Source organism: Rhodohalobacter sulfatireducens (assembly GCF_022012475.1).
GTDB lineage: Bacteria > Bacteroidota > Rhodothermia > Balneolales > Balneolaceae > Rhodohalobacter > Rhodohalobacter sulfatireducens.
Genome location: NZ_JAKLWS010000002.1, coordinates 79,791 through 98,092, shown reverse-complemented (window position 1 = coordinate 98,092; position 18,302 = coordinate 79,791). Strand labels below are relative to the sequence as shown.

General features: G+C 43.4%; 15 protein-coding genes. 6 read left to right on the top strand and 9 right to left on the bottom strand.

The features are described from left to right. Positions 1–2: 2 nt before the first annotated feature. From L6773_RS02615 to rsmA, 5 genes are all read right to left on the bottom strand, one after another. Positions 3–1,013, bottom strand: coding sequence for a Gfo/Idh/MocA family oxidoreductase (locus L6773_RS02615; RefSeq protein WP_237852292.1), 1,011 nt, complete (start codon positions 1,011–1,013; stop codon positions 3–5). A 216-nt stretch (positions 1,014–1,229) separates the two neighbouring features. Next, complete coding sequence (locus L6773_RS02610; RefSeq protein WP_237852291.1) at positions 1,230–2,561, bottom strand: Gfo/Idh/MocA family protein; 1,332 nt, start codon at positions 2,559–2,561, stop codon at positions 1,230–1,232. Positions 2,562–2,783: 222 nt separating this feature from the next. After that, positions 2,784–4,457: a chaperonin GroEL gene (groL, locus tag L6773_RS02605; protein WP_237852290.1), complete on the bottom strand. Its 1,674-nt coding sequence runs from the start codon at positions 4,455–4,457 to the stop codon at positions 2,784–2,786. 49 nt (positions 4,458–4,506) lie between these two features. Further along, on the bottom strand, positions 4,507–4,794 hold the full coding sequence (groES, locus tag L6773_RS02600) for a co-chaperone GroES (RefSeq protein ID WP_237852289.1): 288 nt from the start codon (positions 4,792–4,794) through the stop codon (positions 4,507–4,509). A gap of 192 nt (positions 4,795–4,986) precedes the next feature. Next, positions 4,987–5,766 carry a 16S rRNA (adenine(1518)-N(6)/adenine(1519)-N(6))-dimethyltransferase RsmA gene (rsmA, locus tag L6773_RS02595; protein ID WP_237852288.1) on the bottom strand — a complete coding sequence of 260 codons (780 nt, stop codon included), beginning with the start codon at positions 5,764–5,766 and terminating at the stop codon, positions 4,987–4,989. Positions 5,767–6,052: 286 nt separating this feature from the next. Here rsmA and L6773_RS02590 point away from each other — a divergent pair, with 286 nt between their 5' ends. Both L6773_RS02590 and L6773_RS02585 read left to right on the top strand, forming a co-directional pair. Beyond that, positions 6,053–7,207 (top strand): alanine dehydrogenase, encoded by a 1,155-nt coding sequence (locus L6773_RS02590; RefSeq protein WP_237852287.1) that lies wholly within the window; start codon positions 6,053–6,055, stop codon positions 7,205–7,207. A gap of 174 nt (positions 7,208–7,381) precedes the next feature. Then, positions 7,382–7,750 (top strand): hypothetical protein, encoded by a 369-nt coding sequence (locus L6773_RS02585; protein ID WP_237852286.1) that lies wholly within the window; start codon positions 7,382–7,384, stop codon positions 7,748–7,750. A 14-nt stretch (positions 7,751–7,764) separates the two neighbouring features. Here L6773_RS02585 and L6773_RS02580 read toward each other — a convergent pair whose 3' ends face one another. Continuing rightward, the gene (locus tag L6773_RS02580; protein ID WP_237852285.1) at positions 7,765–7,953 is read right to left on the bottom strand and encodes a hypothetical protein; all 189 of its coding nucleotides are present in this window, start codon (positions 7,951–7,953) and stop codon (positions 7,765–7,767) included. 20 nt (positions 7,954–7,973) lie between these two features. After that, positions 7,974–9,872: an acetate--CoA ligase gene (gene acs, locus L6773_RS02575; protein ID WP_237852284.1), complete on the bottom strand. Its 1,899-nt coding sequence runs from the start codon at positions 9,870–9,872 to the stop codon at positions 7,974–7,976. A 293-nt stretch (positions 9,873–10,165) separates the two neighbouring features. Here acs and L6773_RS02570 point away from each other — a divergent pair, with 293 nt between their 5' ends. The 3 genes from L6773_RS02570 to pdeM all read left to right on the top strand — a co-directional run bounded on the left by L6773_RS02570 (position 10,166) and on the right by pdeM (position 14,893). Next, the gene (locus L6773_RS02570; RefSeq protein ID WP_237852283.1) at positions 10,166–12,619 is read left to right on the top strand and encodes a ligase-associated DNA damage response DEXH box helicase; all 2,454 of its coding nucleotides are present in this window, start codon (positions 10,166–10,168) and stop codon (positions 12,617–12,619) included. 457 nt (positions 12,620–13,076) lie between these two features. Then, on the top strand, positions 13,077–14,069 hold the full coding sequence (locus L6773_RS02565; RefSeq protein WP_237852282.1) for a hypothetical protein: 993 nt from the start codon (positions 13,077–13,079) through the stop codon (positions 14,067–14,069). Positions 14,070–14,239: 170 nt separating this feature from the next. Next, positions 14,240–14,893, top strand: coding sequence for a ligase-associated DNA damage response endonuclease PdeM (pdeM, locus tag L6773_RS02560; RefSeq protein WP_237852281.1), 654 nt, complete (start codon positions 14,240–14,242; stop codon positions 14,891–14,893). A 118-nt stretch (positions 14,894–15,011) separates the two neighbouring features. Here pdeM and L6773_RS02555 read toward each other — a convergent pair whose 3' ends face one another. Further along, on the bottom strand, positions 15,012–15,713 hold the full coding sequence (locus L6773_RS02555; RefSeq protein ID WP_237852280.1) for a GDSL-type esterase/lipase family protein: 702 nt from the start codon (positions 15,711–15,713) through the stop codon (positions 15,012–15,014). A gap of 208 nt (positions 15,714–15,921) precedes the next feature. Here L6773_RS02555 and L6773_RS02550 point away from each other — a divergent pair, with 208 nt between their 5' ends. After that, positions 15,922–16,524 carry a DUF6992 family protein gene (locus L6773_RS02550; protein ID WP_237852279.1) on the top strand — a complete coding sequence of 201 codons (603 nt, stop codon included), beginning with the start codon at positions 15,922–15,924 and terminating at the stop codon, positions 16,522–16,524. 21 nt (positions 16,525–16,545) lie between these two features. On the opposite strand, the gene L6773_RS02545 is transcribed toward L6773_RS02550, so the two are convergent. Then, positions 16,546–18,240, bottom strand: coding sequence for a M1 family metallopeptidase (locus L6773_RS02545; protein WP_237852278.1), 1,695 nt, complete (start codon positions 18,238–18,240; stop codon positions 16,546–16,548). Between the last annotated feature and the right edge of the window lie 62 nt (positions 18,241–18,302).

The window sequence follows — 18,302 nt, the reverse complement described above, 5'->3', positions numbered from 1 at the left end:
TCTTACGCCCGGGCTTTTGATAGAACCTCTTCGATGGTCACTGCTTCACCATCCCGACGTTTACTTTCATCAGCTGCTTCCATAAATGCATATATCTCCAGGGTTTCTTCCATACTTACCGGGGATTCTCCTGTTCTAAAGAAATCGAGCACTTTTAAAAGAAGTGGCTTATAACCTTCATACGTACCCAGATCTAAAATCTCTTCTGATCCGAAAGCTCTTCCTCCGTAGCCGTGCCGCCCTTTTCGGGTACCGCGAAAATTACCAAGCCGTCCGTCTCCCCAGGTTCCCGTCACGATGTCATAATCGTCGGTATGAACTCTTCTAACCGTCTCGCAGCCGGTTCCCATCACGGTGTATAAAATCTCCACTCCATGAATCCCGTACCAGAACAGGTCGGGGTGACTCTCCTCCAGGCTTGCGGGACTGTAGGTATCGGCTCCCAACACATCACCAATTAAATTCTCATGGCGAACGGCTTGAGCTTTCTCGATATATCGAAGTGAGGATGATGAAAAAATGGGTGTGTTGTACTCTTCTGAGGCATCCATTATGGCAATTGTATCCTCCAGGCTGCCGGCAATCGGCTTATCAATAAAAAGCCGTTTCCCGGCTTCTAACACAGGAAGTGACTGTTCGAGGTGAGGATGGCCATCATTCGTTTCTAAAAGAACAACTTCTACTCTGTTTAACAGTTCATCAATTGAATCGACAATCTCTACCCCCATCTCTTTTACCTGTTCGGTGTATTCCGGAATTCGACTGTAACTCGATTCTATTGTCCGGCTTCCGTGGGGATAAGCTGCAACCACTTGGAAGTCAGTAATCTCTGGTGAGTTGTTAATGATGTCTGTAAATGCCGGGCTGTGTGATGTATCCAATCCAATCATTCCAACCGGTGTCGGCGACTGTGTACTTTTAGCTTTTGATAGAAACGGGCTGCCCGCGGTTGCTAATCCAACTCCGGCTGCGGCCATAGACTTTAAAAATGATCTTCTGTTGTATTCTGACATTATTTTATTTTTCTTTTTCCTAAGAGAGTTTGATTACACTATCCCGTCCGAACGCTGTTTTTGCGGTCAGACGGGTAAACATTTTGAGGAAATGGTATCCAGCTGACGACATAACCAACTATCTGACGGGCTCGCTTTAGCCGGGAGGAGTGTCATCCCCCGAGCTCACACAACATTTGTCGTGTTCACTTTCCCCCTTCGAAGGGGGACTACCTCCTAAACCGTTGGCTTCCAGCCGGGCTCATATTCTTTCGTCCAATAGTTCATCGCTTCGTTATCACCAATAATGTTACCATCATGAGGATCGCAATGAATAGCTCTGCCCGTTTGGTATGCAATGTTCCCCAGGTGGCAGTTATGGACACTAATATTGGCATCCGCGATTGCAGTTCTGGATCGTTGACCATTCTGTATACACTTTATAAAATGATCGTGATGATCTCTGTCCAGGTCAAAACCGGGTCCGGAAGTATCGGTTGGATCAGCGCTGCCGCTTTCCGCACGTTCAATCACATTGTTATCGTTGTCGTACACCACATATTCATTCCCGCTGCCAATCACAAGCGTGCCGTTTTCCCCATGGAATGAAATGCCAACCGAGGATCCTTCAATTCCCCTCGGGTTACAACTCCGGCCTTCCCAGGCTACAGTTATATCATTCGGGAATTCATAAGTTGTGACCAGGGTGTCGGGAGTTTCCTGGTCGTCTTTCCAGTGGTAACGCCCTCCAGTGGATGTAACTTTCGCAGGATAATCGACACCCAATCCCCATCGGGCCATATCCAAATAGTGTACGCCATTATTGAGAATCTCGCCGGCTCCCCAATGCCAGTGCCACCACCAGTTATAATGAATCAGGTTGTCTTTGTACTCTTTTCGGGTGGATGGTCCCTGCCACAGTTCGTAATCGAGATTAGATGGAACAGGAGCCGGTTTCCCAAATCCGATTGACTGCCTTCGATTGGCATACCAGCAACGCGCAAAATAGGGACGACCGATAATATCATCTTTAAGCAATGCCATCGCCTCCATCACATATGGCCACGAACGGCGCTGATTACCCATCTGAACAATGCGGTTGTATTTATCAGCTGCTTCAACCAAAAGCTTCCCCTCCTCGGGAGTATGGCTGCACGGTTTTTCAATATAGACATGCTTTCCGGCTTTTAGTGCGAGAATAGCCGCCGGAGTATGCCAGTGGATTGGCATAGCCAGAGCAACTGCATCTAAATCCGGATCATCCAGCGCATTTCGAAAATCGATAAGCCCTTCCGGCTCATTTTCTTGCCCCCCCTCTTTTACTGAGTTCAATCCTTTTTTAATGGCCTCTTCATCCACATCACAAATATAGGTTACCTCCGCATTGGGATGCCTTGCAAATCCGCTCGCATGAGCATTTCCGCGATTATTTGTTCCGATCACCGCTACTGTAATCTTGCTATTTTGCGACTGACCTTTAAGTATTGCCGGTGCCCCAAGGGTATATAATCCCAAACTTGCAGCTCCGGTTATTTTTATGAAATCTCCACGGTCCATCTGATTAGACATGCCTTAATCTTTTTTGTTTTGGTTTCGATGATGTTTAACTCATGTATATAAAATAAAGAAACTGAACAGATCAACTATTCTTTTCTTTATTTTTTTGAATTTAATCTCATCGATAAAGAAAAAAAATCAAATCGGAAAAGATTTAACAATAAAAAAAGCCTCGCTCCAACAAAGGAACGAGGCTTAAAACGCGTTAAGCGGTTATGGAATTATTGGTTGATTTTACATCATGCCGCCCATTCCGCCCATGCCGCCCGGCATACCGCCCGGCATACCGCCTCCTCCTGGTCCGTCGTCATCATCATCACCATTCTTAGATGGTTTGTCAACTACTACGGCTTCGGTGGTAAGCATGAGACCGGCTACAGAAGCTGCATTTTCAAGAGCAGTTCTGGCTACTTTCGTAGGATCAATAACTCCTGCTTTAATGAGGTCTTCATACACTTCGGTTCGTGCATTGTATCCGAAAGCATCTTTACCTTCAAGAACTTTCTGGACAACGATTGAACCTTCAACACCTGCGTTATTAGCAATTGCACGCAGAGGTGCTTCAAGTGCACGTTTTACAATATCGAAACCAACTTTCTGATCGTTTGTATCAGCTTCGAGATTTTCGAACACTTTGAGTGCTCTGAGGAATGCAACTCCACCCCCCGGTACAATACCTTCTTCTACGGCAGCTCGTGTTGCGTGCAGAGCATCTTCCACTCGTGCTTTTTTCTCTTTCATTTCAACTTCAGAAGCAGCACCGATATAAAGAACTGCAACTCCGCCTGCTAATTTAGCAAGTCGCTCTTGCAATTTCTCACGGTCGTAATCAGAAGTGGTTGTCTCGATTTGAGATTTAATCTGGTTTACTCGCGCTTTGATGTCTTCATCTTTGCCTTTTCCACCCACAAGTGTGGTGTCATCTTTGGTGATGTTTACGCGGTCAGCTTGTCCGAGGAAATCAAGTGTAGCATTTTCAAGCTTGTATCCACGCTCTTCACTGATAACTGTACCGCCGGTAAGAATCGCAATATCTTCGAGCATTGCTTTTCTTCTGTCTCCAAAACCCGGAGCTTTCACGGCAGCAATCTTGAGTGATCCTCGAAGTTTATTCACAACTAATGTTGCGAGAGCTTCACCTTCAACGTCCTCAGCAATAATCAAGAGAGGCTTGTTGGTTTGAATCACTTTTTCAAGAATAGGAAGCAGATCTTTCATATTGGAAATCTTCTTGTCGAAGATCAGGATATAAGGCTCTTCCATCTCAGTGGTCATCGTTTCACTGTTTGTTACAAAGTATGGAGAGAGGTATCCTCTGTCGAACTGCATACCTTCTACTGTATCGAGGTATGTTTCTGTTCCTTTGGCTTCCTCAACAGTGATTACACCGTCTTTTCCAACTTTTTCCATTGCTTGAGCAATGAATCCGCCAATCTCTTCATCTCCGTTCGCAGAAATGGTTCCTACCTGGCGAATACTGTCGAGACTGTCACCAACTGGTTTACTTTGGTTGCGTAGCTCCTTAACAACTTCAACAACTGCTTTTTCGATACCTCGCTTCAGTTCCATTGGATTGGCACCGGCAGTTACGTTTTTCAGGCCGGTTTGAATGATAGACTGAGCCAATACAGTAGCAGTGGTTGTACCGTCACCTGCATTATCGCTGGTTTTGGATGCAACTTCACGAACCATCTGTGCACCCATATTTTCTACTTTGTTAGAGAGTTCAATCTCTTTAGCAACGGTTACGCCGTCTTTAGTTACTGTAGGTGCACCGAAAGACTTTTCAATCACAACGTTTCTTCCACGAGGACCTAAAGTAACTTTAACAGCGTTTGCAAGCTTATCCACACCGCGTTTTAGTGCGTCGCGTGCATCCGCATCGTAATGAACTAATTTTGCTGACATAATTCTTTTTTGATTTAGTTAGTAATTAAAATATTTGTTTAGATCGATGTTATGATACAATACCGAGGATATCGGATTCTCTCATAATCAGGTATTCAACTCCGTCAAGAGTTACTTCAGTACCTGAATACTTACCATAAAGGATTTCATCTCCTTCAGAAACGGACATGTCTATTTTGGTTCCGTTTTCCACTTTGCCGGGACCTGCTGCTACAACGGTTCCTTTTTGTGGTTTTTCCTTTGCAGTGTCCGGAATAATAATTCCTGAACTTGTTTTTTCTTCAGCTTCGACCGGACGAACCAATACACGATCGCTTAAAGGTTTTATGGTGGCCATATGATGACTCCTAATTATTTATTGTTTTTGTTTATTGTTAGTTGTTTAAATTTTTTTGCGTCAAACCATTGACGCTGGCTGTGTATAGTTGAAGCAACTTCCGTACCAAAGTATAAGGAATGCCAAAAGAAACTCTCGAATAGTCCTCTAATCCTATTTTCAATCCTTTCGACTAAACTTTTTGTCGGTTTTTTAATGAAAGGTGCCAAGTTGTTCCAGCCTTGCTGTCAACTTTTCATACATGGAAGGGTTGAGTGCTTCAGCTCGAAGATCAAAATTGAATTCATCGACCGGTAATTCAGTATCAAGTCTCTTCAATGCGTTGCTCAATTTCTTTCTTCGCTGGTTAAATGCCATCCGAACTACTTTCTTCAGATGCGTATCTGTACAGGCAAGATCATCTTTATCGAACTTGAATTGAATAACGGAACTGTGAACATTTGGCGGAGGGGAAAAAACATGAGGAGATACATCAAACAAAATCTCCGGTGAACTCATCAGTTGAGATTGCACGCTTAAAATACCATACTGTTTGGATCGCGGTTCTGCCACAATTCGTTCCGCCACTTCTTTCTGCATCATCAGAGTTGCGCTTGAAAGAATCGATCGATACTCAAACAGACCGAACATAATCTGACTTGTTATATAATAAGGTAAGTTCCCTATCACATGAATGTCACGCTCTTCGTCTTCGTGGGCGCTCCAATCATATTTCAAAATATCTTTATGTATAACTTCCAGGTTGGGATACTCTTCAGAAAGATACTCAATCATTCGCTGATCCAGTTCAATCGCTTTTACGTGACTGAATTTTTCGAGAAGTATTTCGGTCACCGCTCCCGAGCCGGGGCCAATTTCAATAACAAGATCATCTTCCTTTGCCGGAAGTGCCTCCACAATTTTTCGTATGATATTTCCATCTTTTAAAAAATGTTGACCTAGACTTTTCTTTGTTCTGGGATATTTTGACATGAAAGTTTGTTACTTTGTGAAGCTATCGGCTGCTAGTCTTCAGCTATCAGGTTTCACTGACAACTGATAACTGAATGCTCAATAAGAACGTAAATCCTTAACGATTCCAAATTCTATTAAATAACGTTTTTTAATCTTAATTTATGTTCACAATATACCTGAATTTCATCACTTTATAAGTGATTGATTTCTTGCGTTATACTCATCAGTAATTTGAAATTTCACTATGGAGCTAAGTCCTTTCGATTCGGAACAAATTGGTATCAAAACTCTGGAAAAGAGTTTGATGAAGTCAAAATCCAAAAAATCTCTCAAAATCGGTTTGCCGAAAGAAACCTCCAATGATGAACGCCGACTTTCCCTGACCCCCGGCGGAGTTTCTATTTTGACAGCAAACGGGCACGAAGTTTTCGTTGAAAAAAATGCCGGGATCGACGCTCATTTCTCCGATCATGAATACCAGGAAGCAGGTGCAGAAATTTCATACAGTGCGGAAGAACTGTTTAGTAATTCAGAGATGATTGTAAAAGTGGCCCCTCCTACAAAAACCGAGCTGAACTGGATGCAGCCAAATCAAATTTTGTTATCAGCTTTGCATCTTGGGCATACCACTCATGAATTCATGGATACACTTGTTGAAAAGGGTGTATGCGCAATCGGCTATGAATTTTTAAAGGCAGAAGACGGAGAATTTCCCATCGTCCGAATGATGCATGAAATTACCGGTTCGATGTCAGTGCAAATTGCTGCTCACTACCTGGAAAACAGCAGCGACGGGCAGGGAATCATGCTCGGTGGAATCTCCGGGATTCCCCCGGCAACAGTGGCTATTTTAGGAGCCGGAATTACCGGTGAGTATGCCGCACGAACAGCACTCGGATATGGTGCCCAGGTATTTGTGATGGATAACGATCTGGCCATGCTGCGTCATCTTGAAAATGCTCTGGACCGGCGAATTATCACAGCAACTGCAAATCATCAATATTTGTCAACAGCGCTTGGATTTGCCGATGTTGTAATTGGTGCGGCTATGACTGAAGGAGAGCGGGCTCCCTGTTGGGTCACCGATCCCATGGTCAGAGCAATGAAACCGGGTAGTGTAATTGTAGATACAGTTATTGACCAGGGCGGATGTGTTTCAACCAGCGAACCAACTACTCATTCCAATCCTGTTTTTAAAAAACATGATGTGATTCATTTCTGCGTCCCGAATATTCCTTCTAATGTTGCAAGAACGGCTACTTACGCTCTTAATAATGTCATCGTCCCATACCTGATTGAACTTGGGGATGCCGGTGGAATTCACGACTGCCTTTACAGGAATACAGCTTTGCGAAATGGTGTTTACACCTACAAGAAATATCTCACTAAAAAAGCCCTCTCCGATCAGTTTGAAATGCCATTTCGTGATATAGAGGCTTTAATTGCAAGTCAGATTTAGAATAAGTGAGAAGTGAAACGTAAAAAGGCAAAAGTGGCCTGTTGTTTATTCTTTGTGGCTATTTGTAGGATTTTTTTTGACCACCAACCACCAGCAACTAACAACTAACAACCGGCGAATAACGTTATAGTTAATAGAATTTATTTAAGTTGCAGATTTTAATTAACAGCAAAAATGTCTACCTCCGAATTAAGTGAAAGTAATTATCGACGGATCGCTTATATCAACTGGGCCTTATCGGTCCCACTCTTATTGATTTTCTCCTGGCCATTCTATTTTCTGTGTGAGATTTTTCACATCTACAAAGCGATCTCTTTCCCCGGTTCAATTATTTTTGGCTTACCTTTTATGCTCACTATCCTCCACGGACATGTGACGATGGCCCTTGGGGCCTCACACCGGCAGCATTATTATGCCTGGCTGAAAGAACGCCCACTTACCTACGGATTACTCTTTCATAATATTATAATAAGTACCCGCTTCCGTCTTTCCCTCTTCTTTTTGAGTATGTTTATACTTTTGATAGGATTCATTTTTACATAAAAAAAACCGGACTATCATCGACTGTCCGGCTTTATTGTATTGGATTCTTCTACATAAATAACCCGATCTAAATTATGGTCGGATCTGCAAAGTCTCCCTTTGAGGGTATACAGTTCCGATTCCAGAATCGGAAGAGAGGGGTGTCCACGCTGTGCACGCTGAACATCCCCCTCGATCTGCCATAAATTCTTGCGGTAGATCATTCCCACTTCAAAGATGGATTTTAGAAAGCTTCGCCCTCCTTAATCTCATCAACTACGGACGGATCTAAGAGAGTAGACGTATCCCCAAGATTTTCCAGATCGTTGGCAGCGATCTTTCTCAGAACACGTCGCATAATTTTGCCTGAACGCGTCTTTGGCAGTCCGGCTACAATCTGAATTTTTTCAGGTTTGGCAATCGGACCGATAATCTTCGTTACGAGTTTGTGAATCTCTTTTTTGAAATCCTCTTTGTTCTTCGGTTGATCTTCACAGATAATAAAAGCAAAAATACTCTCGCCTTTTATATCATGCGGGTAACCAACAATCGCGGTTTCTACCACATTTGGATGTTCATCAATCGCATTTTCAATTTCGGCTGTTCCAAGCCTGTGACCGGAAACGTTCAGAACATCATCTACTCGACCGGTGATTCGATAGTACCCCTCCTCATCGCGGCGGCAGCCATCACCTGTGAAGTAGTAACCTTTATAACTGCTCATGTAGGTTTGCAGATATCTTTCATGATCTCCCCAAACCGTTCTGGCAATACCCGGCCATGGGTGTTTGATACAGAGATTTCCGCTCACACCATTTCCACCGATCTCCTTACCATTTTCGTCCATCAATACCGGAGTAATTCCAGGCAGAGGCAGAGTTGCAAAACCCGGTTTGGTAGGTGTAATTCCTGCCAGCGGTGAAATCATGATGCCACCTGTTTCCGTCTGCCACCATGTATCCACGATTGGACATTTTCCGCCGCCCACATGGTCGTGGTACCAATGCCAGGCCTCCTCATTAATCGGTTCACCTACACTTCCGAGAACTTTCAAAGAGCTCAAATCATATTTTTTAACAAAATCCAGATCATAACTCATCAAAGCACGAATGGCTGTAGGAGCTGTATAGAAGTGAGTTACTTCATACTTCTCAACAACTTCCCAGAATCGTCCGGCATCTGGATAGGTGGGAACCCCTTCAAAAATAATTCCTGTAGCTCCGTTGAAGAGCGGCCCATAAATAATATAGGAGTGTCCCGTTATCCACCCCGCATCAGCCGTACACCAGTAAATATCCTCCTCAGATACCTGGAACACATTTCTGAATGTATAGCTTGTATAAACCATGTACCCGCCACAAGTGTGCAGTACACCTTTCGGTTTGCCGGTTGAGCCGGACGTATACAGAATAAAGAGCGGATCTTCGGCATCCATCTCAACTGCCGTATGTTTTTTGGATGCATTTCGAATCAGCATGTGCCACCATTCATCGCGTCCCTCTACCCAGTCGATATCACGATTGGTACGCTGACAAACAATTACATTCTTAACAGTTGGGCATTCTTCAAGCGCTTCATCAGAAATATCCTTGAGCGGTACATGTTTATCTCCACGACGAAGGCCATCATTTGTAATCAACATTTTGGCATCACAATCCTGGATGCGTTCCGCCAGCGATTGTGCAGAAAATCCGGCAAATACGATAGAGTGAACGGCTCCAATTCTTGCACAAGCCAATGCCGAGATAATCAACTCGGGTGTCATCGCCATGTAAATACAAACGCGATCTCCTTTCTCAACTCCTTTACTTTCAAGCACATTGGCGAACCGGCATACATCTTCATATAACTGTCGATACGTAATCGTTCTGCGAAAACTGTCGGGGTGATTGGGCTCAAATATAAATGCCGTTTTATGGCCGATTGTATTCAGGTGCCTGTCCAGTGCATTCTCAGTGATATTGAGCTTCCCGCCTTCAAACCACTTGATATCTCCGTTCTCAAAACCTCCGGAGTGTACTTTATCCCAGCTTTCTCTCCAATAAAACGTACCTGCTTCATGCTCCCAAAACTTTTTCCTGTCTTCTTCACTTTGCCTGTAAACGTCTTTGTATTCTTCAAAAGATTTAATATTGAGCCACATATTCAGTAATTCTTCTTTATTTCTATGTTATGGTTTTTAATAACGTAAGCGCTTCTATGTTGACGTTTTTTACACCCATTTTCAAGAAAAAAATGAATCTATTTCTCTTTTTTTTAAGCTCTTACAAAATCATAAGATTTTTGATGAAAACGATTCAGGTGGAATTCTTCGTTAAGTACCATTTAGAAAGGTCTTCGGATGAGTATATTCGAGTGGTTTATAGCCGTTTGCCGTCAGACCGCTCAAAGCGGAAAGACGGCTTCGTTTGTATCTAAATGTCCATCAAATAGATAATGCAGCAAGCACAATCCATCATTGAAAACTGGTTCGAGTCAAAGGAATGGTCTCCGTTTGATTGGCAGCGGGAGGTCTGGCATGCGTTTATTGAGAGAAAATCAGGCCTGCTAAACGCGCCAACCGGCAGCGGGAAAACATTCGCACTTTTTATGCCGACCCTCATGAGTTGGATTGAAGCGCATCCTGATAATTATCAATCCAAAGAAAAGAACGGACTTCAATTGTTGTGGGTAACTCCTCTGCGCGCACTGGCTCGAAACCTGGAAGAGATCATGCAGGAAGTTGTGGATGATCTCGGAATTCCGTGGAGTATTCAACGGCGAACGGGTGATGTCTCCTCATCTATCAAGCAGAAGCAAAAAACGCAGATGCCGGAAGTGCTGATCATCACACCGGAAAGTTTGCATGTGCTTCTGGCTCAAAAAGGGTATCCAAAACGATTCAAATCACTGAAATCTGTCGTGGTTGATGAATGGCATGAACTACTCGGCTCGAAAAGAGGAACTCAAACCGAATTGGGTTTATCACGGCTGAGAGGAATGAATAAAGATCTTCAGACATGGGGAATTTCGGCAACCATTGGCAATTTTGACGAAGCCTTTGATGTACTTTTAGGAATTCCTTCACCAGATGATGCAGTCATCATCAAAGCGAATGTTCAAAAAAATATTGACGTAAAAACGGTTTTACCCGATGATGTGGAGAAATTCCCCTGGTCGGGTCATCTCGGCACCAACCTGCTTCATAAAGTTTTGCCGATATTGGATAAAAGCGGATCGACCTTGATCTTCACCAATGTCCGCTCACAATGCGAAATTTGGTTTCAGAAACTATTGGAGGCGAATCCCAATTTGGCCGGTGAAATTGGAATTCATCACGGGTCACTGGATCGAAATGTTCGAAATTATATTGAACAGGCTTTGCATTCCGGAGATCTAAAAACCGTAGTTTGCACATCCAGTCTTGATCTCGGAGTAGATTTCACGCCGGTGGATACAGTCATCCAGGTTGGCAGCCCGAAAGGTGTTGCACGATTTATTCAGCGCGCCGGGCGAAGTGGGCACCAGCCCAATTCGATAAGCACCATCTGGTTTGTGCCCACACATGCACTTGAGCTGATTGAAGCTGCCGCACTCAAAGAAGCCGTTCAGGATGAAAAGGTTGAATCCAGAGATCCCATTTTAAAACCGATAGATGTGTTGGTTCAATATCTCGTAACCCTGGCTGTTTCGGAAGGATTTGTTCCCGATCAAATTTATAAAGAGGTCAGACAAACCTTCGCCTTTCAAACATTACGAGAAGAGGAGTGGGACTGGATTCTGAACTTCATACAATATGGCGGAAAATCCCTGTCCAGGTACGATGAGTTTTCAAAAGTGGAGCCTGATGAAAATGGGTTGATGAAGGTCTTTGACCGGCGAATTTCACGGCGTCACAGAATGAGTATCGGTACGATTGAGAGTGCCTCAATGATGCGAGTCAAGTATATGAAGGGATCAACACTTGGGCGAATTGAAGAGTGGTTCATTTCACAATTGAATGTTGGAGATGCTTTCTGGTTTGCCGGCCGAAACCTGGAGTTGGTTCGTGTGAAAGATCTGACCGCATATGTCCGAAAGACGAAAGGTGCCAGCAGCAAGGTCCCGGCTTGGTTAGGAGGGCGCATGTCGCTCTCCTCAAATATGTCTGACCTGTTGCGAAAAAAATTACAGGATGCCGTCAATAATACACACGACAGTATCGATCTTAGAACGATAGAACCGATTTTTGATATCCAGCGAAAACGATCCATTCTGCCGGGTAACGATCAATTCCTGATTGAAAAATCCTACTCGAAAGAGGGTTGTCATTGTTTCTTTTTTCCTTTTGAGGGGCGATATGTACATGAAGGGATGTCGGCGTTGGTTGCACACCGAATCTCGAAATTAATGCCGATCACTTTTTCCATCGCGATGAATGATTATGGATTTGAGCTTCTCTCTGATCAAGACATCCCCATCGAAGAAGCATTAAAACATGATCTGTTTTCTGAGAAGAATTTGGTTCGTGATATTCGCGGAAGCCTCAATAGTACAGAGCTTGCGAAACGACGATTTCGTGGAATCAGCCAAATAGCCGGTTTAGTGTTTCCGGGCTATCCGGGAAATCAAAAGAAAAGTCGTCATCTGCAGATGTCTTCCGGACTCTTTTTTGATGTTTTTTCCGAACACGAGCCAGACAATTTACTACTTCAGCAAGCACATGATGAAGTTCTCCAATATCAATTAGATGAAGCCCGACTCCGACAAGCATTGCAGCGAATTCATAAACAGGAAGTCGTCCTGAAACATGTAGACAGATTTTCGCCATTCGCATTCCCCATATTTGTAGATCGCCTCAGGGAAAAGTTATCTTCAGAAAAACTAATTGACCGTGTCAAAAAAATGCAGAAGCAGTTGGAAGAGGATTGAAATCTCCCCTTGAGAGATTGTGAGGAAATATATAGCCAAGTAGATCAGTGATTTGTTTTTTACCATGAAGACACAAAGTCTCGAAGGTGTGCGAAGTTAATAAAAATCAATGCAATAACCTTCGTAAAAACTTTGTGTTTTCGTGCCTTCGTGGCAACACAGAGTGAGTGTTTGCAATGCTTGTAAAACTATTTTCTCACAGCCTCTTGAGTGGAGTATCGGATTTATCTGCAGAGGATTTTTCCTCGTATATCGTTTCATAATTCAGCTGAGAAACTCACAACATTTATTTTATACCAACTCTAATAGATGAGCAGGCATACTATCGAATAAAATGCGGGCATTAAGAGATCTCGGGATAAACCGGTAAATATTTATTATCCTCTGCTATACAGACTGATTTAGATCTCTCAATCTATTTTTGAACGTGTAACTTCAGCCGTTAAACCCCTTCAAAATGAAACAGAAAACCCTGGTTATAATATTGGGACAGGCACGTGCTGATAAACTTTGCTGGTCGTCATTTAAAAAAAATGTTCTGGAAGAATTGGATGCAGATCTTGCTCTCTGTGTGGGAAAATCATCGACTAACGATAACTCCAATCTTTTTTGGGCGAATGCAAAATTTAGATGGGAGGTCCCTGAATATGATGATTTTGGTGATGGGTTTGATCAGCTGCAAAAAGACAGGTACGGAAAAATTACTCATTGGCGAAAAATTTTACAGGTTCAGAATCAGTGGCTTGGAGGGATAAAGGCCGAAGAAGAACATCCGGGAAGCGGCGGGCTGCTGATCTACTTCAGAGCTAAGCTATATGATTTTTTGGTGAAAGAAGATATAATCTCCTCCTATCAAAGATTTGTAATTACACGTTCGGACTTTATTTGGGAAATTCCACATCCGAAAGTTGAAAGATTAAATCCAAGGTATCTTTGGTTTCCATACGGAGAGTTTTATGGCGGCCTTACCGACAGGCATGTCATCATTAGTAGCGAGCATCTAAATGCTTACCTAAACTTAATTGACCCGATTTTGCATAATACTGATCAACTCATCAAAGAGATGTTGGAATATAATCCGTACCCAATCTGGAACCTTGAGCAGTATATCCTGTTCCACTTAAAAAGTTTAAATATCGCTCATAAGGTCAGATATATTCCATATATGATGTTTTCGGTAAGGAAAGAATCCACGCCCACCCGTTGGGCTGAGGGTGTATATGATCCCGATTTAGATTGCTTAATAAAATATCCCTCGGAAAAAAGCCGAACAGCGCTTACGAAAAAATATCTTACCGACAGATCAGGAAAAATAATGCTTTTTAACAACTACCTGATGGTGATGATTTTGAAGAGCTTATTTTTTCTTAAAAAAAAGACTCTTTATACACGGATCAGAAAGAGAGCAAAGATTTTGATCAGGCATCTGCTGGGAAATAGGATAATTTAGTCTGTTTTATTTTGGTGCAATTAAACTATTCTGGTTCAATCATTGTATTTAGTTCATTCAAATTTTATTCAAATCAACAGCATAAACTTTATCACTTCATTGAGCTAAATTGGTTGTTACATTTCCCGGTTAAGGAGATTTTTTCGAATTAAAATTACTCGTTTTATCAGATGTCATCTACATTCACCAAAACTGTTCACACCCAAACATGGAAACTACTGCCCGAAAAAGCGATCTACTGGGATGAAAGAGAAACGTTAATCATCACTGACCTGCATATCGGGAAATCGGGACATTTTCGAAAATCAGGGATTGCAGCACCTTCAACCATCAATGCAAAGAACCTTGAACGGCTCGGTAGGCTGATTCGAAAATATCAGCCCTCGAAACTGTTAATTCTGGGAGACCTTTTTCACAGCAAAGCCAATCGTGAATGGCTGGAGTTTGAAGAGTGGCGGGAAAACATTGATGCCTTAGACATTCAACTTGTGACCGGTAACCACGATCTGCTTCATCAATCTTTTTATGAATCGGCTAACATTAAGGTGCATGAAACACTTGAGATGGATGAGTTTCTCTTTGTTCATGACCCGAATGATTCATTTGAATCTGCCCCAAACCGTACCGTGGTCGCCGGCCATATTCACCCCGGAATTTCTATCAAAGGAAAAGGACGTCAGTCGCTTCGATTTCCCTGTTTTCTTTTTTCGGATGAAAGAATTTTGTTACCAGCGTTTGGGGAGTTTACGGGTTTGCATACTATCAAACCGGATGATGGTGAGCAGGTTTTTGCAGTTGTGGATGGATCAATTGTTGAATTGTAAGGCAATGTCATCCAGACGAGGAGAGCCGTTCTTTTCGGATCAGCGAGGAAGGATCTATTTGTTGCGGGTAATGACTTGAACAACGAGATTCTTCGCTCTGCTCAGAATGACAAACTTTTTATTCGCTCATCAACTTTTCGAGAGTAGGCCGTATCGCTGCATTCCATTTCGCGTAGCCGTCTTCACTCAAGTGAAGTTGGTCATCCAGAAAAAGCGAGTCATCTGGTGTGCCGTCTGAACCTAACAGTGGTGTGGCCAGATCTACATAGTAAAACTGATCATTTTCACTCATGTGCTCATTGATTCGCTGATTGGCTTCTTTCATTTGAGGCCACAACTCCCATCGGCTGCTGCTTGGTTTGATAGGGACAAAAACAAGTCTTGCATCAGGAAAATCACTCGTCAAACGGTCGGCAAATTCAATATAATCTTCAAAAACCCGGTCGTTTGATTTGCCGGAGGCTACATCGTTATCCCCCTCATACAATACCACAACGGACGGATCATGCGGCAGTACCAACTCATCATAATAATAGTGGAGATCGGAAAAGTGGGATCCGCCAAATCCCCGGTTGATCACCGGCATTCCCGGAAAAGCTTCCGCCGTTTTCCAAAGCCGGATACTGGAACTTCCAACGAATAAAATAGCATCTTCGGGAAAACTGTTTTTGCTGTCGAACTCTTCAAACCGGTTGATCTCCTCCTCAAATCGTAGCGGATCGGGATCTTCAACAGATTGTGCGATAATGGATTCGCTTAGAAACCCAAAGATTAAAAATGCGACAAATAGCCGGGTAAATAAAAATATAGGTGCTTTCATGGGAGTTATTAGGCCGATTAATTAAGTGACCTGTCAGCGCGCGACAGCTCCTGACAGCGTCACGTATTTTACTTGAGTCTCAATGCATAACGCTGACAGGATCTTTGGACGCTGTTAGGTTGAGCACCAATATCACGAAAAACAGGTCGATCTTGCAAACGATTTGAACATTTATTCTCTTGATAGGAGTGAACCTAACCGATTGACTATGATTTCAGCGAAACGAAAAATTTTTGTACTCCTGATTCTTCAATTTCTGTTTAGCGGACTTCTTATTGCTCAGACATCAGAACCGGATCTGGAAGCCATCAACCAAAACCGTATTGGTTTGAACAGCAACGGCATGCTGGTATTGGGCGGTTGGGCGGTCAGTAACATGATTGTGGGCGGTATTGGGATGGCAAGAACAAATGGGACGACAAAATATTTTCACCAGATGAATGCGGCCTGGAATACCGTAAACCTGGCAATTGCCGGCTTCGGGTATTATGGATTGAGAAATCAGTCGGCTGAGATGTCCCTTTCCGAAACCCTCACTGAATTTCACAACTTTGAAAAAATACTTCTATTCAATGCCGGCCTTGATGTAGGCTATATGGCACTTGGCGCTTTCTTGTGGGAACGCGGATTGAGAAAAGAGAACAATCGCCTGACCGGCTATGGTCAATCCCTAATCCTGCAGGGTGGGTTCCTGTTTGCATTTGATACGGTTCTCTATTTTTTGAACCGATCCGAAAGTAGTCAGTTGATGGAATTTGTGAGCCATGTTCAGTTTACAGGGACAAGCGTGGCGGTTTCGATTCCGTTTTGAGAGAGACCTGTCAGGTTGTTTTTATTCAGCTCCAACTAAATTAAACTCTTTCAGAATCTTATTTTCCGGGTCTGCTTCAACTTCTACATTAGCAGCCACTTCAAAAGAGATTCGCTTGTTATCCGGACTCAGTGTAACGACCTCACCATCAATTTTAACTTCAATGGGCATTGGAAAATCTAATCCTTCCGGAACCTCCCATCGCAGGGTAACCATATTCCCATTTCGGCTGGCATTTAAGACAGGCAATTTTGGCTGACGAAGATACACTTCAAACAACCAGTCTAAATCCTGGCCGGAGATATCTTCAGCTAAATAGAGCAGGTCATCCGTGGTGGCGAACCGTACCTGGCTCCCATCGGTGGTCGATTCCATCTCCTTTGTTGGATAGGCGAATCGCCTCAGGGTTGTAAAGAAAGCGTCGTCCCCCACAACATATCGAAGGGTGTGCAAAACCCAGGCTCCTTTAAAATAGACGTCTCCTCCGCGGGTTCCCTGTGTAATTTCGTACGTACTCATAGACTCACGCGGAGCCACAGCCATTTTTGGATCATCCGCCATTCGTAATCGCAGATATTCCATCGAACGATTGTACGCCTCTTTACCGCCCAGCTGCTCGGAATAGAGCGGCTGCATATATGTACCGATTCCCTCGTGTACCCAGAAATCCCGCCAGTTATATGCACTCACCAAATTTCCCCACCACTCATGAGCCAGTTCATGGTGATGGAGATCATCAAACTGAGCGATCCCATTGGATAAAACTCCATCCTGAAAACCCGCTCCGTATGCAATCAGCGTCTGATGCTCCATTCCCAAATGCGGACTGTGAACAACACCATATTTATCCGCCCGAAACGGATAGGGGCCTAACATCTCCTCAAAGAATCGAAGCTGTTCGATAAACTGTGGAAATAGCTCTTTTCCCTCCTCCAGGTTTTCCGGCAACACCCAGAACTTTACCGGAAATTCATCACCACTTGTACTTGTGTAGGTTTCTTCGATGATCTCATACGGAGCCGCATTCACTGTAACATTATAGTTGTTGATAGGTGTGGAAACGAACCAGTTCCATGTTTTCCAGCCATCTTCTGTATTGGTTTCTCCGCGCAGATGTCCGTTGGATGCAACCACCAAATGATCGGGCATCGTGAAATTGACCGCTACTGAATCCGCTTTATCAGATGGATGATCTTTATTCGGCCACCAGATCCAGGCACCGTCAGACTGAACCGTCACGGCCACCCATGGTTGCCCGGTTGAGGTTGTATCCCAAACCATTCCTCCATCCCATGGCGGATTTGGAGCTATACGAGGTTTTCCACCGTATGAAATTCGAAGTTGCTCTGTTTCTCCCGGCTGAAGTGTTGCTGGATAATTGACATAAAAAGTTCGGCTTTCATCACTCCTTGTTATTTTCAGATTTGATGTTGAACTGTCTGAGTTGATTTTATCTACCGATGAAATATCCAATCGCGGATCCAGAGCAACTGCGATTTCATTGGTAGGTTGAACCACATCAAAATGGATATCCACAAACCCGGAAACCGTGCTGTCTGCCGGATTGACTTTCAGATTCAAATCGTAGAAACTCACATTGTACGCTGCAAGCTCTTGGGTTAAATCACCCCCCGAATCGTACATCACTTGCTGAGAGTGAGCCGGTTGGAACGACAACGTAAGTAAAAGAAAAAAGAGTGAAATTCGTGAAAGCATGAGATGGACTTTAAGGATTTAGGACGCATCCAAAATAAGAAAATTTCGCATGCATTATTTAG